Source organism: Actinoplanes sp. NPDC049668 (assembly GCF_044465445.1).
GTDB lineage: Bacteria > Actinomycetota > Actinomycetes > Mycobacteriales > Micromonosporaceae > Actinoplanes.
Genome location: NZ_JBITLR010000008.1, coordinates 488,195 through 503,856, shown reverse-complemented (window position 1 = coordinate 503,856; position 15,662 = coordinate 488,195). Strand labels below are relative to the sequence as shown.

Here is a 15,662-nt window from a genome sequence, read left to right as displayed (position 1 = left end):
GGGCCTGCCGATCCGGCGGGCCCCTTTCTCGTGCCCGTCAGGCGGTCAAAGGGGGCCGCGGCCGGCGCGGAGCAGCAGCAACGCCACCTGCGTGCCGTCCGGGCCGAGCGCCTCGCGGAAGCGTTCCACGATCTCCCGCTCGCGGCTGAGCACCAGCCGGGTGCCGCCCGATGCCATCCGGGTGCGGCCGACCTGCTGACTCAGGCGGGAGCGCTCCAGCCACAGATCGATCAGTGACTGATCGATCTCGTCGATGCGTTCGCGGATCGCCTTGATCTCCTCGACGGCGGGCTCCGCGCCGGCGCCGGTGGGCTGGTCGATCAGGTTTGCGCTCATGTCGTGCTCCTCGGGTGCTGGCGCCCCGGTCGGCCCGGCCCGGGCAGCATCAAGCCCCGGGCTGGGAAGCCCGGGGCTTGATGTAGGTCTGTCGTTCAGACGCGTCCTACGGTCGCCGGACTTCCGGTGCCGTAGTAAAAAAATCGCGCCTGTTGGATCACGCAGCGAGTATGACCCCGGCCCGGGCCGCTTCGCAAGGAAACGGCCCGAAGCGTGGGAATGTCCGGCTCAGCCGACCTTGGTGATGCGGTTGGCGGGGCCCGGCGCGACCGCAGCGCCGGCGCCCAGGTAGCCGACCAGGGCGTCGACGTCGAAGCCCGGAGCCGTGGTGCGGCCCGTGCCCAGCGTCAGGTTGGTGAAGCCGTCGCCGCCGTTGGCCAGGAAGTCGTTCGTGGTGACCTGGTAGCTGGCGGCGGGGTCGATCGGGGTGCCGTTGAGGGCCAGGGCCGTCACCTTCGAGCCCGCCGCGGCGGTGCTGTTCCAGGAGTAGGTCAGGCCCGCGGACACCTGCAGGATGCGCTGGGTGGTCTGCCCGCCGAAGCCGACGAACTGCTGCTCCAGCACGTCCTTGAGCTGAGCGCCGGTGAAGGTCTGCGTGACCACCAGGTTGTTGAACGGCTGGACGGTGAACGCCTCGCCGTAGGTGACCTGGCCGTTGGGCTCGCCGCCCGCAGAGTTCTCGGCGTCGAAGTCGGCGCGGATGCCGCCGGGGTTCATCAGCGCGATCTGCGCGTTGCTGCTCTGGGTCCAGGCCAGCTGCGCGTCGGCGATCACGTCGCCCAGCGGGGACTCGCCGTTGGCGCCGGCGGTGCGGGTGATGTCGCCCGTGATGGCGCCGACCACCCGGTTGGCGATCGGGGCGACCGCGGTGCGGTACTTGTCCGCGACCGCCTTCGCCTTCGCGTCGACCGTGGCCGGGTTCTTCAGGAACACGCCCGCGGCGTCCTTCAGCCAGCCGCCGTTGCCGTCGGGCACGCCGTTCTCCACGACGACGTTCTTGGCGGTGACCTCGGCGAAGCGGCCCGTGCGCCGGTCGACGGAGTAGTCGATGTCGGTGATCAGCTGGCCGTTGGTGCCGGCGCTGGTCACGACCGAGGTGCCCGCGGAGTTGGGCAGCGTGCACGAGTAGAACCGGTGCGTGTGGCCCGAGACCACCAGGCTGAACTCCGGGTTCAGGCCCGCGACGATCGGCACGATCGGGCCGGAGAAGCTGTTGCAGTCCGACGCGCCGGGAACCGGGACACCCTGGGAGGCGTTCTGCTGGCCGCCCTGGTGCACGAGCAGCACCTGCGCCTTGACGCCGAACAGCTTCAGCAGGTTGCCCCACTTGTTCGCGGTCGCGACCTCGTTCTCGAAGCGCACGTTCTTGATCCCGGCCGGGTTGACGATGCCGGGGGTGCCCTCGAGGGTCAGGCCGACGAAGCCGACCGGCACGCCGCCGACGAACTTGATGTCGATCGGCGGGAGGATCGGCAGGCCGGTCTTCTTGTTGATCGTGTTGGCGGCGAGGTAGGTGAACTTCGCGCCCTTGAAGCCGTCGCCGTCCTGGCAGCCGTCGGTCGGGTGGCAGCCGCCCCGCTGCATGCGGATCAGCTCGTCGACACCCTCGTCGAACTCGTGGTTGCCGACCGAGCTCACCTGGAGCCCGATCTCGTTCATCAGCTCGATCGTGGGCTCGTCGTGGAACGCCGCGCTGACCAGCGGGGTGCCGCCGATCAGGTCGCCGGCGCCGACGGTCAGCGTCGACCGGCCGTCCGCGGCCGCCTCGGAGCGCAGCTTCTTCAGGAAGGTCGCGAGGTATTCGACACCGCCGGCCGGCGTGCCGTTCACGGCCGCGCCGCTGCCGCCGGGCGGGTCGATGGCGCCGTGGAAGTCGTTGTAGCTCAGGAACTGGCCCTTGACCGTCTTGCCGGACAGTCCGTACGAAACGCTGGCGGGCGCCATGCCGGGCAGGTGCTGCGCGGCGGGGGCGGGATTCTCGGAGCGCGTCATCGGCAGGGTGGCGACGACGGCTAGAGCGAGGGCCGGTACGGCGAGATGACGCGTCGCGGCCCAGCCGCGGAGGCGGGGGTGGTCCATAGTATTCGGTCTCCCGATCGGGTCACGGATCAACCAACTGAGACAGCCTCGTGTATTGACGCTGGTCAGCGCTACTACTTCCGGGTGACAGCTTGGTTGCGGCGGCACCACGATGACCGGTCGGAAGACATTTGTCCGACCCCGTGGACCGCCCGGCTGCCCCGGGGAACATTGTCGGTGGTGCGGCATAGACTTGTCCGGCGATGCGAGCCCTTCCGGAAAATTCCCAGCCCCTGTTCGCAATGCCGCCTGTCCAGGACGGCGGATCGCCGGACCAGGGCGGTGCGCCCAAGCGGGCGGCGGCCCGCCGGCTCGACCCCGAGTCGCTGCTCGTCGGCCTCAACACCCCGCAGCGTGACGCCGTCACGCATGCCGGGTCGCCGCTGCTGATCGTGGCCGGCGCCGGGTCGGGCAAGACCCGGGTGCTCACCCACCGGATCGCCTATCTGCTGGCCGAGCGGGACGTGCATCCCGGCCAGATCATCGCGATCACCTTCACCAACAAGGCCGCCGGCGAGATGAAGGAGCGGGTCGCCGCGCTGGTCGGGCCGCGGGCCCGGCTGATGTGGGTGTCGACGTTCCACTCGGCGTGCGTGCGCATCCTGCGGGCCGAGCACGAGCACGCCGGGCTGAAGAGCACGTTCTCGATCTACGACGCCGACGACTCGCGGCGGCTGATGCAGATGGTGGCCCGCGAGCTGGATCTCGATCCGAAGCGCTACACCGCCCGCGGCCTCGCCGCCCAGGTGTCGAACCTGAAGAACGAGCTGGTCGAGCCCGAGGATTTCAAGAACCGGGCGAAAGGCCCCAACGAGCGCGCCGTCGCCGAGGCCTACGTGCTCTACCAGCGCCGCCTGGCCGAGGCGCACGCGCTGGACTTCGACGACATCATCATGGCGACCGTGCACCTGCTGCAGTCGCATCCGCACGTCGCGGAGGCCTACCGGCGCCGCTTCCGGCACGTGCTCGTCGACGAATACCAGGACACCAACCACGCGCAGTACATGCTGGTGAAGGAGCTGGCCGGGCCCGTCGACGGTGACGTGGCGCCGGGCGAGCTCTGCGTCGTCGGCGACGCCGACCAGTCGATCTACGCGTTCCGCGGCGCCACGATCCGCAACATCCTCGAGTTCGAGCGCGACTACCCCGATGCGCGCACGATCCTGCTGGAGCAGAACTACCGCTCCACGCAGACGATCCTGTCCGCGGCCAACGCGGTGATCGACCGCAACACCTCGCGCAAGCCCAAGCGGCTCTGGAGCGACCAGGGCGCCGGCGAGCAGATCGTCGGCTACGTGGCCGACACCGAGCACGCCGAGGCCGACTGGGTGGCCCGCGAGATCGACCGGCTCGGCGACAACCACGAGGTGCGCCCCGGCGACGTCGCGGTCTTCTACCGCACCAACGCCCAGTCGCGCGTCTTCGAGGAGGTGTTCATCCGCGTCGGCCTGCCCTACAAGGTGGTCGGCGGGGTGCGCTTCTACGAGCGCAAGGAGGTCCGCGACGCGCTGGCCTACCTGCGCGCGGTGGTCAACGACGACGACACGGTGAGCATCCGGCGGGTGCTCAACACCCCGCGCCGCGGCATCGGCGACCGGGCCGAGGCCTGCGTCGAGGCGCTGTCCACCCGCGACCGCATCTCGTTCGGCCAGGCCCTGCGCGGCGCCAAGGACGCGCCGGGCATCTCGACCCGCGCGGCGAACAGCATCGCCGACTTCGTGCGGCTCCTCGACGACCTGCGGGAGCAGTCCACGACCGCGCCGCCCGAGGAGGTGCTCGAGGCGGTGCTTCAGCGCTCGGGCCTGCTGTCCGAATTGGAGGACAGCCTCGATCCGCAGGACCAGGGCCGGGTGGAGAACCTGCAGGAGCTGGTCAGCGTCGCCCGCGAATACACCGAGCGGGTCGAGGCGCAGGCCGAACAGGACGACGCCGCGCCGGCCGCGACCCTGGCCGGCTTCCTCGAGCAGGTCGCGCTCGTCGCCGACGCCGACCAGATCCCCAGCGACGACCCGGAGCACCAGGGCGTGGTCACCCTGATGACGCTGCACACGGCGAAGGGCCTCGAGTTCCCGGTGGTGTTCCTGACCGGGCTCGAGGACGGCGTGTTCCCGCACATGCGCGCGCTCGGCGACAACGCCGAGCTCGAGGAGGAGCGCCGGCTCGCCTACGTCGGCATCACCCGGGCCCGGCAGCGGCTCTACCTGTCCCGCGCGGTGACCCGGTCGGGCTGGGGCCAGCCGCAGTACAACCCGCCCTCGCGCTTCACCGACGAGCTGCCGGCCGAGCTGGTGCGCTGGGAGCGCACCGCGGGTTCCTACACCTCGTGGTCCGGCACGGGCGGCGGCGTCGGCGGTCGCGGTGGGGGAGACCGCGGGCGCGGCGGAGGCTTCGCCGGGGGTACGCCCAAGGCGCAGCAGCTGGCCTCGCGGCTCGGTGTCGACGCCAGCAGGCTGACGACGGCTAGCGAGATGAAGCAGACGCCGAAGGTGGCGGCCGGCGACCGGGTCAACCATCAGCGCTACGGCCTCGGCCGGGTCGTGACGGTGGAGGGCCACGGCCCCGGCGCGCGCGCCCAGATCGACTTCGGTGACCAGGTCATGTGGCTGGTGCTACGCCACGCCCCGGTCGAGAAGCTCTGAATCGGGCAGTATTCCGGTTGACCGGGTCCAGCAAGATTCGAGCATGTCATCAGATATCGAAGGAATCATCACCACGACGGACCCGGCCGCCGGCCCGGAACTGCCGGCCGGTACCCGCGCGGTGCCGCTGTCCCGTCCCGGGCTGTGGTTCATTCCTCTCACCGACCCCGTGGTCGCGGCGCTGTCGGTCACGCCGGAGGACGCGGAGCTGGTAGCCGGCTTCTACCGCCTGACCGAGGGCGTCGCCCGCTGGGCTCGTGCCCTGTCCGAGCAGGGTCCGGTGCTCTATGTGCAGGGCGAGACCTGGGCCGGCGAGGGCTTCCAGGCCGCCATCGGCTGGGACCGGGGCAAGGTCTGCTACGACGCGGACTTCACCCGCGACCGGGACGGCGAGGGCGAGTACTGGTACGAGATCGTGGACCACTGCGATTCGGCGATCAACACCGGCCTGCGCTCGCTCGGCGTTCCGGTCGAGGAGGGTGACCACGACGAGTTCGACACCGCCGGTCTGACGCTGCATCGCAGCACCACCGGTTGGCTCACCCCGTGAGGTGAACTCGCTTCAGCGGACCAAAGCCCTTCACCAGCGGTGACGGGCTTTTCTCATGCCGAGGGCCCCGGCGAAGTGCGGTCGCGCGCCGGCAAACCAGGCCTTAGCCGCGGGAGGCGCAGCCGCCGAGGTCGACGCCGTGCTGCTGCATCCAGCGGGTCGGCTCGATGGGGTTCTGGTAGCTGCCCTTGTGCACCTCGAAGTGCAGGTGCGGGCCGGTCGAGTGGCCCGTGGAGCCCTCGTTGCCGATCTGGTCGCCGGCCTTGACGGTCTGGCCCGTCTTGGCCGTGATCGCCGACAGGTGGCCGTAGTGGGTCAGGTAGCCGTTGCCGTGGTCGATCAGCACCGCGTTGCCGTAGCCGTCCTCCGCGCCCGCCGACACGACCCGGCCCGAGCCCGCGGCGCGGATCGGGGTGCCGTGCGGCGCGGCCAGGTCGACGCCCGCGTGCAGGCGACCCCAGCGCGCGCCGAAGCAGGACGTCACCGAGCCCTCGGGCATCGGGTCGACCCACGGCCGCGGCTTGGGCTTGCGGCTCTGCGCGACGGCCGGCAGCCCGGTCTCCAGCGACAGCCCGTCGCCGGCGGCCCGCAGGCCGGCGTCGGCGTCGGACGCGAGCGGGATGCTCATCGGCTCGGAGGTCTTCAGCTGTGCCGCGGCCTGCGCGCGTTCCTTGGCGGAGGCCGGTGCTGACGAGGCGCTGTAGTAGACGCCCCCGACGCCCGCGGCGCCGATGCCGGCGACGAGCGCGGCCGCGATCAGGTACTGGCCCTTGCGGACGACCGGACCGGCCGGGTCCCGGTGGCTGTGCGAGTCGGCCGTCCGGCGGTGGCGACCCCAGATGTTCCCGTTGGCTCGATGCTGCTGCACGACGGGTTGATCCTCCAAGGGTCTCGGCGTCCGACACATGCCTGTCGGCACCGCACCGCGGATCTTGAGAAGAATGGGCGCGCCGCTACCGCCGGGGTTGCGGAGCGGGTGCGGGCACACGAAAACGCGGCCGGACCGTGAGGTCCAGCCGCGACGGGTCGTGCGGGATCAGGAGGCGCCGACTCCGTAGACCGACTCGATCCGGAGCTTGATGTCGACGCCCTGGTCGCGCAGGAAGACGATCGGGTCGGTCGGCGATCCGTCGACGTGCACCTCGAGGTGCAGGTGCGTGCCGTAGGAGTAGCCGGTGTTGCCGACCTCGCCGATGATCTGGCCGGCCTTGACGGTGTCGCCGGCCTTGACCATGAGCCGCCGGGAGTGCGCGTAGATCATCTCGGTGCCGTCGGAGTGCTTGATGGTGATGGCGTAGCCGTAGCCGCCGTTGTAACCCGCGGCGGTCACCTGGCCCGCGTGCACGGCCTTGTAGGGGGTGCCCTCGGGCGCCGCCAGGTCGATGCCGGCGTGCAGCTTGCCGAAGCGGACCCCGTAGGGCGAGGTGAACTGGTAGTCGTCGAGCGGGAGCAGCCAGGCTTCGGCCTCGGCCTGCTCGTCGGAGATCTTGGTGCTGGCGGTGCGGTCCTCGCCACGCGACGCGCGGTCGCCGGCCGAGCGGTCCGCCAGGGCGTCGCCCGCCTCGAGGTTCTGCAGGACGGACGGGTTGATGGTCTTGGCGTCCGGCAGCTGCGAGGCGGCGCCGAGGGCCACGACGCCGGCGCCGACGAAGGCGGAGGTGACCACGACCGCGTAGCGGCTGCGCGGAGGTGTGGGTACGCGGCGGCGGCCGCGATAGCGGTCGGGCTCAGACGACAAGCGCTGACGCACGAACAACCCTCCGTCGGTGGCAAAGAGCGGCAACCGCCAAGCTGGAACAGGTGCTGAACGGTGGTTTGCCGGGCGGTCGGTCCGGGGTTAACCAGTTGACAGCCGTGGGCCACGGTAACGAAACGCAACCCGAGTCACAAGTCGCAGCGCCAATTCCCTGACAGTTACGTGTCGGCATTCGGGGGCGATTGTCCGAGTTGGTTGCATTTCTGAGTAGGGGCGATGTTGGCTCTCCGTAACCGTGTTTTCAACACAAAGTCATGTGACGTGGAATACCTTTAACGGTGCTTGCTTAGTGGGGTCGGATGCTCTTGTGCCGGCAGGTAGTACGAGGCCGCGGCTTCCAGGGTTCAACCGCGGCGGGTTACCGTTCGTTCAGGTGGCAGTTCAGATGGGTCGGCCGGCAGCGCGGCCGGTATGCGCCGAAGGGGTCGCAGATGCAAGCACGAATCAGGGTCGTTGTGGCGAAGCCGGGGCTGGACGGGCACGACCGCGGCGCGAAGGTCGTGGCCCGGGCGTTGCGGGACGCCGGCATGGAGGTCGTGTACACCGGCCTGCATCAGACGCCCGAGCAGATTGTCGAAACGGCGATCCAGGAGGACGCGGACGCCATCGGGCTGTCCGTGCTCTCCGGTGCGCACATGACGTTGTTTCGGCGCGTAGTGGAACTGTTAGCGGAGCGTGATGCGGCCGATATCGTGGTATTCGGCGGCGGCATCATTCCAGCCGACGACATTGCCGAACTCGAGAAGATCGGCGTCGCGCATATCTTTACGCCGGGCGCCACAACCGCATCCATCATCGAATGGGTACGCGCCAATGTGGCCACGCCTGTAGCGTGACCATTTAACTGCGAAGAGTTAAGGGGAGAGGCCGGACGCACCCCTCACACGTCCGGCCTCTCTATGCACGATGCCCCGCCGCCACCCCTCGACCGACAGGGCATCGGCCGCTCTCATCGGCCGCTCAGCGCTCCGACATCACACTCAACGACGCCTCCTGGGCGGGGTTACGCGACCAGGGGCCACTTTTTCCCGTTTTTCCCGGACGCCCGCGCGAGGCCCCCGGTCGGCGCGCAGTCGCCGACTTCGCTGCGGACGGCGCCCGACTGGCGTAGAACTCGACCTGTGCCGTCTTGCACACCGCGCACCCGCGGCGGTGCGACCGGCGGCCGGGTGGCTAGGCTGCGAATTGAGGCCCTAGGGCCGACATTTCTCTCACGCTGGCGGCGACGCAACGACGCGCCGCGGACATCAGGTCGGGACGCAGGTACGCGGCTTGCCGGGGCAAGCGTCGCGAGCGAAAGGAGACACGTGGACCTGTTCGAGTATCAGGGGCGCGACCTGTTCGAACGGCACGGGCTGCCCGTGCTGGGCGGCGGCGTCGCCGAGACCCCGCAGGAGGCCCGCGCGATCGCCGAGCGCCTCGGCGGCCGGGTCGTGGTCAAGGCCCAGGTGAAGGTCGGCGGCCGTGGCAAGGCCGGCGGCGTCAAGCTCGCCGCCGACGCGGACGAGGCCGAGGCCCGCGCGGGCGACATCCTCGGTATGGACATCAAGGGCCACACCGTGCACAAGGTGATGCTGGCCGAGACGGCGGACATCAAGGAGGAGTACTACTTCTCCTACCTGCTGGACCGGGCCAACCGCACCTTCCTCTGCATCGCCAGCGTCGCCGGCGGCATGGAGATCGAGACGGTCGCCGAGGAGGACCCGGAGCGGGTCGCCAAGATCGCGATCGACGCCAACGAGGGCGTGAACGAGGCCAAGGCGCGCGAGATCGTCGCCGCCGCTAAGTTCCCGGCCGAGGTCGCCGAGCACGTCGTCGACATCGCGGTGAAGCTCTGGCAGGCCTTCGTGGCCGAGGACGCCACCCTGGTCGAGGTCAACCCGCTCGCCAAGGTCGGCGACGGCCGGGTGCTCTGCCTGGACGCCAAGATCACCCTGGACGAGAACGCCGGCTTCCGGCACGCCGACCACGAGGCGCTGGTCGACCAGTCCGCGGTCGACCCGCTGGAGCAGGCCGCCAAGGCCAAGAACCTCAACTACGTCAAGCTCGACGGCGAGGTCGGCATCATCGGCAACGGCGCGGGCCTGGTCATGTCGACGCTCGACGTGGTCGCGTACGCGGGCGAGGGGCACGGCGGCGTCAAGCCGGCCAACTTCCTCGACATCGGCGGCGGCGCCAGCGCGCAGGTCATGGCGAACGGCCTCGAGATCGTGCTGGGCGACCCGGCGGTCAAGTCGGTCTTCGTGAACGTCTTCGGCGGCATCACCGCGTGCGACGAGGTCGCCAACGGCATCATCCAGGCGCTCGCCCTGCTCGGCGAGCGCGGCGAGGCGGTCACCAAGCCGCTCGTGGTGCGCCTCGACGGCAACAACGCCGAGGCCGGCCGGGCGATCCTGGACTCGGCCGACAACCCGCTGGTGCAGCGGGTGGACACGATGGACGGTGCGGCCGAGCGTGCCGCCGAGCTCGCGGCTGCGGGGAAGTGACGACATGGCTATCTGGCTCACCAAGGACTCCAAGGTCATCGTCCAGGGCATGACCGGCTCGGAGGGTTCCAAGCACACCCGCCGGATGCTCGCCGCGGGCACCAATGTGGTCGGCGGCGTCAACCCGCGCAAGGCGGGCACGAGCGTCGACTTCGACGGCACGTCGCTGCCGGTCTTCGCCTCCGTCGGCGAGGCGATCAAGGAGACCGGCGCGGACGTGTCGGTCATCTTCGTGCCGCCGGCGTTCACCAAGGCCGCGGTGCTCGAGGCGATCGACGCCGAGATCCCGCTCGCCGTGGTGATCACCGAGGGCGTGCCGGTGCAGGACTCGGCCGCGTTCTGGGCGTACAACGTGGCGCAGGGGCAGAAGACCCGCATCATCGGCCCGAACTGCCCCGGCATCGCCTCGCCGGGCGCCTCCAACGCCGGCATCATCCCGGCCGACATCACGCCAGCCGGCCGCATCGGCCTGGTCAGCAAGAGCGGCACGCTGACCTACCAGCTCATGTACGAGCTGCGCGACTTCGGCTTCTCCACCTGCGTCGGCATCGGCGGCGACCCGATCATCGGCACCACGCACATCGACGCGCTGAAGGCGTTCCAGGAGGACCCGGACACCGACGCGATCGTGATGATCGGCGAGATCGGCGGCGACGCCGAGGAGCGCGCGGCCGAGTTCATCAAGGCCAACGTGACCAAGCCGGTGGTCGGCTACATCGCCGGCTTCACCGCACCGCCCGGCAAGACCATGGGCCACGCCGGCGCGATCATCTCCGGCTCGGCCGGCACCGCCGACGCCAAGAAGGAGGCCCTCGAGGCCGCCGGCGTCAAGGTCGGCAAGACCCCGAGCGAGACCGCGCGGCTCATGCGCGAGGTCATGAGCTGATTCGGGTACGGCAACAGGCGCGCCGCCGCGCGGATCTTCGGATTCCGTACGGCGGCGCGTCGCCGTTATGGGCGTTAGCGCCCCCGCCTGAGGAATCGTTAGGCGGCGCGCCGCCGTTTCTGCGTCGCCGCAGGCCGCCCGGCGTGGAAAAGTAGGCCGCGATGCCGACCACCCCCGACCTTCCCGATGGTCGACCCGCCGGCTCGGAGGACCAGTTCGAGGCCGCCGAGGCCGTTCACCTTGCCGCGCGCGAGACGGTGCCGGTCGATGTGCGCCCCTCGGCGCCCGCCGGCCATCCCACGGTGCGCGTCGATCCGGGTGACCGCGCGACCGTGCAGATCGACCCGCGCAACCACAAGACGGTCAGGCTGCCCGCCCAGCGCCGCCCGATCGACTCGCGGCGCCGCGCACCGCTGCTGGTCGCGGCCGCCTTCGCGACGTTCTGGGCCGCGCTGGTGTCCTACGTCCCGGTCGCCGCGGTCGTCGGGCTCGCCCGCACGCTGGAGGGGCAGGGCGGGCTCGGCGGCGCCTCGCACGCCGGCCTGGCGGGCTGGCTGCTCGGCCACGGCGTGCCGATCGGCACCTCCATCGGCCCGCTCGGCGTCGCGCCGCTGCTGCTGACCCTGCTGGCCGGCTGGCGACTCAACCGCGCCGGCCTGCACGTGACCCGCGCGATCGGCGCCCGGCGCCGCGGCTCGCCCCGGGCGGCGCTGCTGGTGGCGGCGACGATCGGCCTCGCGTACGCGCTGCTCGGCGCGGGCGCGGCGCTCGTGGTCGACGGCCGGGGCACGGAGGTGTCCGCGGGCCGCGCCGCCCTGAACTTCTTCCTCGCCGGGCTGGCGTTCTCCCTGATCGGCGCGCTGCGGGGCTCGGAGGCGCTGGTCGTGACCGCCCGCCGGATCCCGCCGGCGCTGCGCCACGGGCTGCGCGCCGGCGTGGTGTCGGCGCTGCTGATCCTGGCGGCGGGCGCGGCCTTCGCCGGGCTGTCGGTGGCGGTCGGCGGTGGCCAGGCCGCGGACATGATCTCCGCCTACCGGACCGGGGTGGCGGGTCAGGCCGGCATCACGCTGCTCAGCCTCGCCTACGGCGCGAACGGCGTGGTCTGGGCGGCGGCGTACCTGCTGGGTCCCGGCTTCCTGCTGGGCACCGACTCGGCGATCCGGCTCACCGAGGTGACGGTCGGGCCGCTGCCGACGCTGCCGCTGCTGGCGGGCCTGCCGGACGGCCCGATGGGCGCGAGCGGCGCGGCCCTGCTCGCGGTGCCGGTCCTCGCGGCGATGGCCTCGGGCTGGCTGCTCACCCGCCGGCTGGTCGGCGTGCACCGCGCCGCCGACGGCCACCCGGCACCGGGCCGCGGCCCGGGCGAGCCGGCGCCGGCCGAGCCGGCCTGGTCGCTGGTGCTCGGCGCGGCGGTGCTGTCCGGGCCGGTCGCCGGGCTGGTGCTCGGCGTGCTGGCCTGGATGTCGGGCGGGCCGCTCGGCAACGGGCGGCTCGCCGAGATCGGGCCGGTGCCGTGGCAGGTCGCGCTCGTCGCGACCATTGTGGTCGCGGTGTCCGCGAGCATCGGCGCGGCGGCGGGCCGGGCCTTCCGGGCCCCGACCGGCAAGTAGCGCGCGACCCCCGAACGACGACGGGCGCCCGGGCCGACGGCCCGGGCGCCCGTTGCGGCGCTACAAACGTCAGGCGCCGGTGATGTTGTCGTAACCACCGGTGGCGTAGAAGATGATCTGAACGACGAGCAGCACGGCGATGATGCCGAAGCTGACGAAGGCCAGGGTCGGCTGCTTGCCGACCTTGCGGGCCTCGAGCAGGCTCAGGATCGCGAAAACGATCGCGAGCGGGGTGCAGCAGAACGCGAACACGATGCCGAGGACGCCCCAGAGCGTCGTCTTGTCGTTGGCCGCGGGGGCCGGCTGTCCGTAGGGCGGTGGCGTCACGGCGAATCCTCCAGATAAATCCGTGCAGTGCGGTATGTGATGAACCAGGTGCGCACGTGGGCCATCACGTGAGCGGCCCGCAGCCTAACCGATGATCAAAGGTTTCCGCTGTCCTTGAAACGACCCGTTTACCGGCCCGAACCTGCTCGGCGATAGGGTGCTCGGGTGACAGACCCCGCGCCCGCCCGCCTGGTCGTCCTCGTCTCCGGCTCCGGCTCCAACCTGCAGGCCCTCCTCGACGCCGCCGCGGATCCCGCGTACGGCGCGAGGGTCGTGGCCGTCGGCGCCGACCGGGACGGCACGGTCGGACTCGACCGGGCGGAAAGAGCTGGCATTCCCACGTTCGTGGACTCGGTGAAGGCCTACCCGACCCGGGACGACTGGGACGCCGCCCTCGCCGACCACGTCGCCGCCCACAAGCCCGACCTGGTCATCTCGGCCGGCTTCCTGAAGCTGGTCGGCAAGGAGTTCCTGGCCGCGTTCGGCGACCGCTACGTCAACACGCACAACGCGCTGCTGCCGTCGTTCCCGGGCATACACGGCCCGCGCGACGCCCTCGCGTACGGCGTGAAGATCGCCGGCGCGACCCTCTTCTTCGTCGACGCGGGTGTCGACACCGGACCCATCATCGCCCAGGTCAGCGTTCCCGTGCTCGACGACGACACGGAGGAGACGCTGACCGAGCGGATCAAGGACGCCGAGCGCCGGCAGCTGGTCGAGTACGTCGGCCGGCTGGTCCGCGAAGGCTGGACCATCACGGACAGGAAGGTCTCCATCCCATGACCGCCGACGAAGGCCGCCGTTCCATCAAGCGGGCGCTGCTCAGCGTGTACGACAAGGCCGGGCTGGTCGAGCTCGCGCAGGCGCTGCACGCGGCCGGGGTGCAGGTCGTCTCCACCGGCTCGACCGCCTCGACCGTCGAGGCCGCCGGCGTGCCGGTGACCCGGGTCGAGGAGCTGACCGGCTTCCCGGAGTGCCTGGACGGCCGGGTCAAGACGCTGCACCCGAAGGTGCACGCCGGACTGCTCGCCGACCTGCGGCTGCCGGCGCACGAGGCGCAGCTCGCCGAGCTGGCGGTCGAGCCGTTCGACCTGCTGGTCAGCAACCTGTACCCGTTCACGCAGACCGTCGCCTCCGGCGCGAGCGTCGACGAGTGCGTCGAGCAGATCGACATCGGCGGCCCGGCGATGGTGCGCGCGGCCGCTAAGAACCACCCGTCGGTCGCCGTGGTGACGGCCGTCGCCGCGTACCCGTTGATCCTGGACGCCCTGCGGGACGGCGGTTTCACGCTGACGCAGCGCAAAATGCTCGCGGCCCGCGCCTTCGCCGACATCGCGGAGTACGACGTCGCGGTCGCCAACTGGTGCGCGACCACCCTCGCGCCGGCGGAGTGGCCGGAGTTCGCCGGGCTGGCGCTGCGCCGCGAGAGCGCGCTGCGCTACGGCGAGAACCCGCACCAGCAGGCCGCGCTCTACCTCGACCCGAACGCGCCCGCCGGGCTCGCGCAGGCCGAGCAGCTGCACGGCAAGGAGATGTCCTACAACAACTACGTGGACGCGGACGCCGCCTGGCGCTCGGCGAACGACTTCACCGAGCCGTGCGTGGCGATCATCAAGCACGCCAACCCGTGCGGCATCGCGGTCGGTGCCGATGTCGCCGAGGCGCACCGCAAGGCGCACGCGTGCGACCCGGTGTCGGCGTTCGGCGGGGTCATCGCGGTCAACCGGCCGGTGACCGTCGAGCTGGCGAACCAGCTCGACGGCATCTTCACCGAGGTCATCGTCGCGCCGTCGTTCACCGACGAGGCGCTCGCGGTGTTCCAGGGGAGGAAGAACCTGCGCGTGCTGGTCGCGCCGGCCTGGAGCCCGCCGCCCGCGGAGGTCAAGCAGATCGGCGGCGGCGTGCTGGTGCAGCTGTCGGACCGGATCGACGCCGCGGGCGACGACCCGGCGAACTGGACGCTGGCCACCGGCGAGGCGGCCGCGCCCGAGGACCTCGCCGACCTCGCCTTCGCCTGGCGGGCGATCCGGAGCGTGAAGAGCAACGCGATCCTGCTCGCGCACGACGGCGCGGCCGTCGGCGTCGGCATGGGCCAGGTCAACCGGGTCGACGCCGCGCACCTCGCGGTGAGCCGGGCCGGCGCGGACCGGGCCAAGGGCAGCGTGGCCGCCTCGGACGCGTTCTTCCCGTTCCCGGACGGCCTCGAGGTGCTGATCGCGGCCGGCGTCAAGGCGGTCGTGCAGCCCGGCGGGTCGGTGCGCGACAACCTGGTGATCGAGGCGGCCGAGAAGGCCGGCGTCACCGTCTACCTGACCGGCACGCGGCACTTCTACCACTGATGGACGTGGTCCGGAACGAGACCTTCTCCGGCGAGGACTGGGCCCTGGCCGAGGTGGAACGCGCACACTACGAGGACTGCGCGTTCCACGACGTCGACTGGTCGGAGGCGAAGCTCACCGGCTGCACGTTCACGCACTGCGAGTTCGGCAACGTGCGGTTCAACGCCACCGAGCTGACCGACTGCGCGATCATGCAGTCGGTGGTCCGCCGCAGCTCGTTCTTCGACGCGACGCTCGCGGGCTGCAAGCTGACCGGTACCCAGTTCCTCGACTGCGGGCTCCGGCCGCTCACCGTCGACGGCGGGGACTGGGGTTTCGTCTCGCTGCGCGGTGCCAACCTCACCGCCGCGCGGCTCGGCGGCCTGCGGCTGCGCGAGGCGGACCTCACCAACGCCGACCTCACCAGGGCGGACCTGCGCGGCGCGGACCTCTCCAACGCCCGGCTGCAGGGCGCGGTGCTCAAGGGCGCGGACCTGCGCGGCGCCGACCTGGACGGGGTCGCGCTGCGCGACGTGGACATCGACGGCGCGCAGATCGACCTGACGCAGGCGATGCAGTTCGCCGCCGCGTTCGGTGCGCGGGTGAGCGGTTAACGGAGTGGCTTACCTCGCCTATTCGGCCCTCCCGGGTAATGGACCGTTAACCGGCTGATAC

General features: G+C 71.1%; 14 protein-coding genes. 9 read left to right on the top strand and 5 right to left on the bottom strand.

The window, feature by feature from the left end:
- Nucleotides 1-45: 45 nt before the first annotated feature.
- Nucleotides 46-336, bottom strand: coding sequence for a chorismate mutase (locus tag ACIBSW_RS33260; RefSeq protein WP_354726847.1), 291 nt, complete (start codon nt 334-336; stop codon nt 46-48).
- Nucleotides 337-564: 228 nt separating this feature from the next.
- The gene (locus tag ACIBSW_RS33255; RefSeq protein ID WP_354726130.1) at nt 565-2,415 is read right to left on the bottom strand and encodes a bifunctional metallophosphatase/5'-nucleotidase; all 1,851 of its coding nucleotides are present in this window, start codon (nt 2,413-2,415) and stop codon (nt 565-567) included.
- Nucleotides 2,416-2,657: 242 nt separating this feature from the next.
- Between ACIBSW_RS33255 and pcrA the strand changes: the two genes are divergently transcribed.
- Both pcrA and ACIBSW_RS33245 read left to right on the top strand, forming a co-directional pair.
- On the top strand, nt 2,658-5,054 hold the full coding sequence (gene pcrA / locus ACIBSW_RS33250; protein ID WP_354726132.1) for a DNA helicase PcrA: 2,397 nt from the start codon (nt 2,658-2,660) through the stop codon (nt 5,052-5,054).
- Between the two features lie 43 nt (nt 5,055-5,097).
- The gene (locus ACIBSW_RS33245; protein ID WP_354726134.1) at nt 5,098-5,604 is read left to right on the top strand and encodes a hypothetical protein; all 507 of its coding nucleotides are present in this window, start codon (nt 5,098-5,100) and stop codon (nt 5,602-5,604) included.
- Nucleotides 5,605-5,707: 103 nt separating this feature from the next.
- Here the strand turns inward: ACIBSW_RS33245 and ACIBSW_RS33240 are convergent, their stop codons facing one another.
- Together ACIBSW_RS33240 and ACIBSW_RS33235 are read right to left on the bottom strand one after the other, a co-directional pair.
- A complete protein-coding gene (locus ACIBSW_RS33240; RefSeq protein WP_354726136.1) occupies nt 5,708-6,472 on the bottom strand; it encodes a M23 family metallopeptidase in 765 nt (254 codons plus the stop codon).
- 168 nt (nt 6,473-6,640) lie between these two features.
- A complete protein-coding gene (locus ACIBSW_RS33235) occupies nt 6,641-7,354 on the bottom strand; it encodes a M23 family metallopeptidase (protein ID WP_354726138.1) in 714 nt (237 codons plus the stop codon).
- 437 nt (nt 7,355-7,791) lie between these two features.
- Between ACIBSW_RS33235 and ACIBSW_RS33230 the strand changes: the two genes are divergently transcribed.
- The 4 genes from ACIBSW_RS33230 (at nt 7,792) to ACIBSW_RS33215 (ending at nt 12,342) form a co-directional block, all read left to right on the top strand.
- Nucleotides 7,792-8,196: a cobalamin B12-binding domain-containing protein gene (locus ACIBSW_RS33230; protein ID WP_354726140.1), complete on the top strand. Its 405-nt coding sequence runs from the start codon at nt 7,792-7,794 to the stop codon at nt 8,194-8,196.
- A 471-nt stretch (nt 8,197-8,667) separates the two neighbouring features.
- Nucleotides 8,668-9,846 carry an ADP-forming succinate--CoA ligase subunit beta gene (sucC, locus tag ACIBSW_RS33225; protein WP_354726142.1) on the top strand — a complete coding sequence of 393 codons (1,179 nt, stop codon included), beginning with the start codon at nt 8,668-8,670 and terminating at the stop codon, nt 9,844-9,846.
- A 4-nt stretch (nt 9,847-9,850) separates the two neighbouring features.
- Entirely contained in the window at nt 9,851-10,732 is an 882-nt protein-coding gene (gene sucD / locus ACIBSW_RS33220) for a succinate--CoA ligase subunit alpha (protein ID WP_354726144.1), read from the top strand.
- Between the two features lie 161 nt (nt 10,733-10,893).
- Nucleotides 10,894-12,342: a DUF6350 family protein gene (locus ACIBSW_RS33215; RefSeq protein ID WP_354726146.1), complete on the top strand. Its 1,449-nt coding sequence runs from the start codon at nt 10,894-10,896 to the stop codon at nt 12,340-12,342.
- A 69-nt stretch (nt 12,343-12,411) separates the two neighbouring features.
- Here ACIBSW_RS33215 and ACIBSW_RS33210 read toward each other — a convergent pair whose 3' ends face one another.
- The gene (locus ACIBSW_RS33210) at nt 12,412-12,669 is read right to left on the bottom strand and encodes a DUF4190 domain-containing protein (protein ID WP_354726148.1); all 258 of its coding nucleotides are present in this window, start codon (nt 12,667-12,669) and stop codon (nt 12,412-12,414) included.
- A gap of 165 nt (nt 12,670-12,834) precedes the next feature.
- Here ACIBSW_RS33210 and purN point away from each other — a divergent pair, with 165 nt between their 5' ends.
- From purN to ACIBSW_RS33195, 3 genes are read left to right on the top strand one after another with little or no spacing between them, the layout of a single operon-like run.
- Nucleotides 12,835-13,452 carry a phosphoribosylglycinamide formyltransferase gene (gene purN, locus ACIBSW_RS33205; protein WP_354726150.1) on the top strand — a complete coding sequence of 206 codons (618 nt, stop codon included), beginning with the start codon at nt 12,835-12,837 and terminating at the stop codon, nt 13,450-13,452.
- Nucleotides 13,449-15,008 carry a bifunctional phosphoribosylaminoimidazolecarboxamide formyltransferase/IMP cyclohydrolase gene (gene purH, locus ACIBSW_RS33200; RefSeq protein WP_354726152.1) on the top strand — a complete coding sequence of 520 codons (1,560 nt, stop codon included), beginning with the start codon at nt 13,449-13,451 and terminating at the stop codon, nt 15,006-15,008. Before purN ends, purH begins: the two co-directional genes overlap by 4 nt.
- Entirely contained in the window at nt 15,008-15,601 is a 594-nt protein-coding gene (locus ACIBSW_RS33195) for a pentapeptide repeat-containing protein (RefSeq protein ID WP_354726154.1), read from the top strand. The genes purH and ACIBSW_RS33195 overlap by 1 nt, the downstream gene beginning before the upstream one ends.
- Nucleotides 15,602-15,662 lie beyond the last annotated feature (61 nt).

What these genes read in the sequence shown, in the direction of transcription:
- ACIBSW_RS33260 (WP_354726847.1), bottom strand. Translation starts at nt 336, where the DNA reads ATGAGCGCAAACCTGATCGACCAGCCCACCGGCGCCGGCGCGGAGCCC.
- ACIBSW_RS33255 (WP_354726130.1), bottom strand. Translation starts at nt 2,415, where the DNA reads ATGGACCACCCCCGCCTCCGCGGCTGGGCCGCGACGCGTCATCTCGCC.
- pcrA (WP_354726132.1), top strand. Translation starts at nt 2,658, where the DNA reads ATGCCGCCTGTCCAGGACGGCGGATCGCCGGACCAGGGCGGTGCGCCC.
- ACIBSW_RS33245 (WP_354726134.1), top strand. Translation starts at nt 5,098, where the DNA reads ATGTCATCAGATATCGAAGGAATCATCACCACGACGGACCCGGCCGCC.
- ACIBSW_RS33230 (WP_354726140.1), top strand. Translation starts at nt 7,792, where the DNA reads ATGCAAGCACGAATCAGGGTCGTTGTGGCGAAGCCGGGGCTGGACGGG.
- sucD (WP_354726144.1), top strand. Translation starts at nt 9,851, where the DNA reads ATGGCTATCTGGCTCACCAAGGACTCCAAGGTCATCGTCCAGGGCATG.
- ACIBSW_RS33215 (WP_354726146.1), top strand. Translation starts at nt 10,894, where the DNA reads ATGCCGACCACCCCCGACCTTCCCGATGGTCGACCCGCCGGCTCGGAG.
- purH (WP_354726152.1), top strand. Translation starts at nt 13,449, where the DNA reads ATGACCGCCGACGAAGGCCGCCGTTCCATCAAGCGGGCGCTGCTCAGC.
- ACIBSW_RS33195 (WP_354726154.1), top strand. Translation starts at nt 15,008, where the DNA reads ATGGACGTGGTCCGGAACGAGACCTTCTCCGGCGAGGACTGGGCCCTG.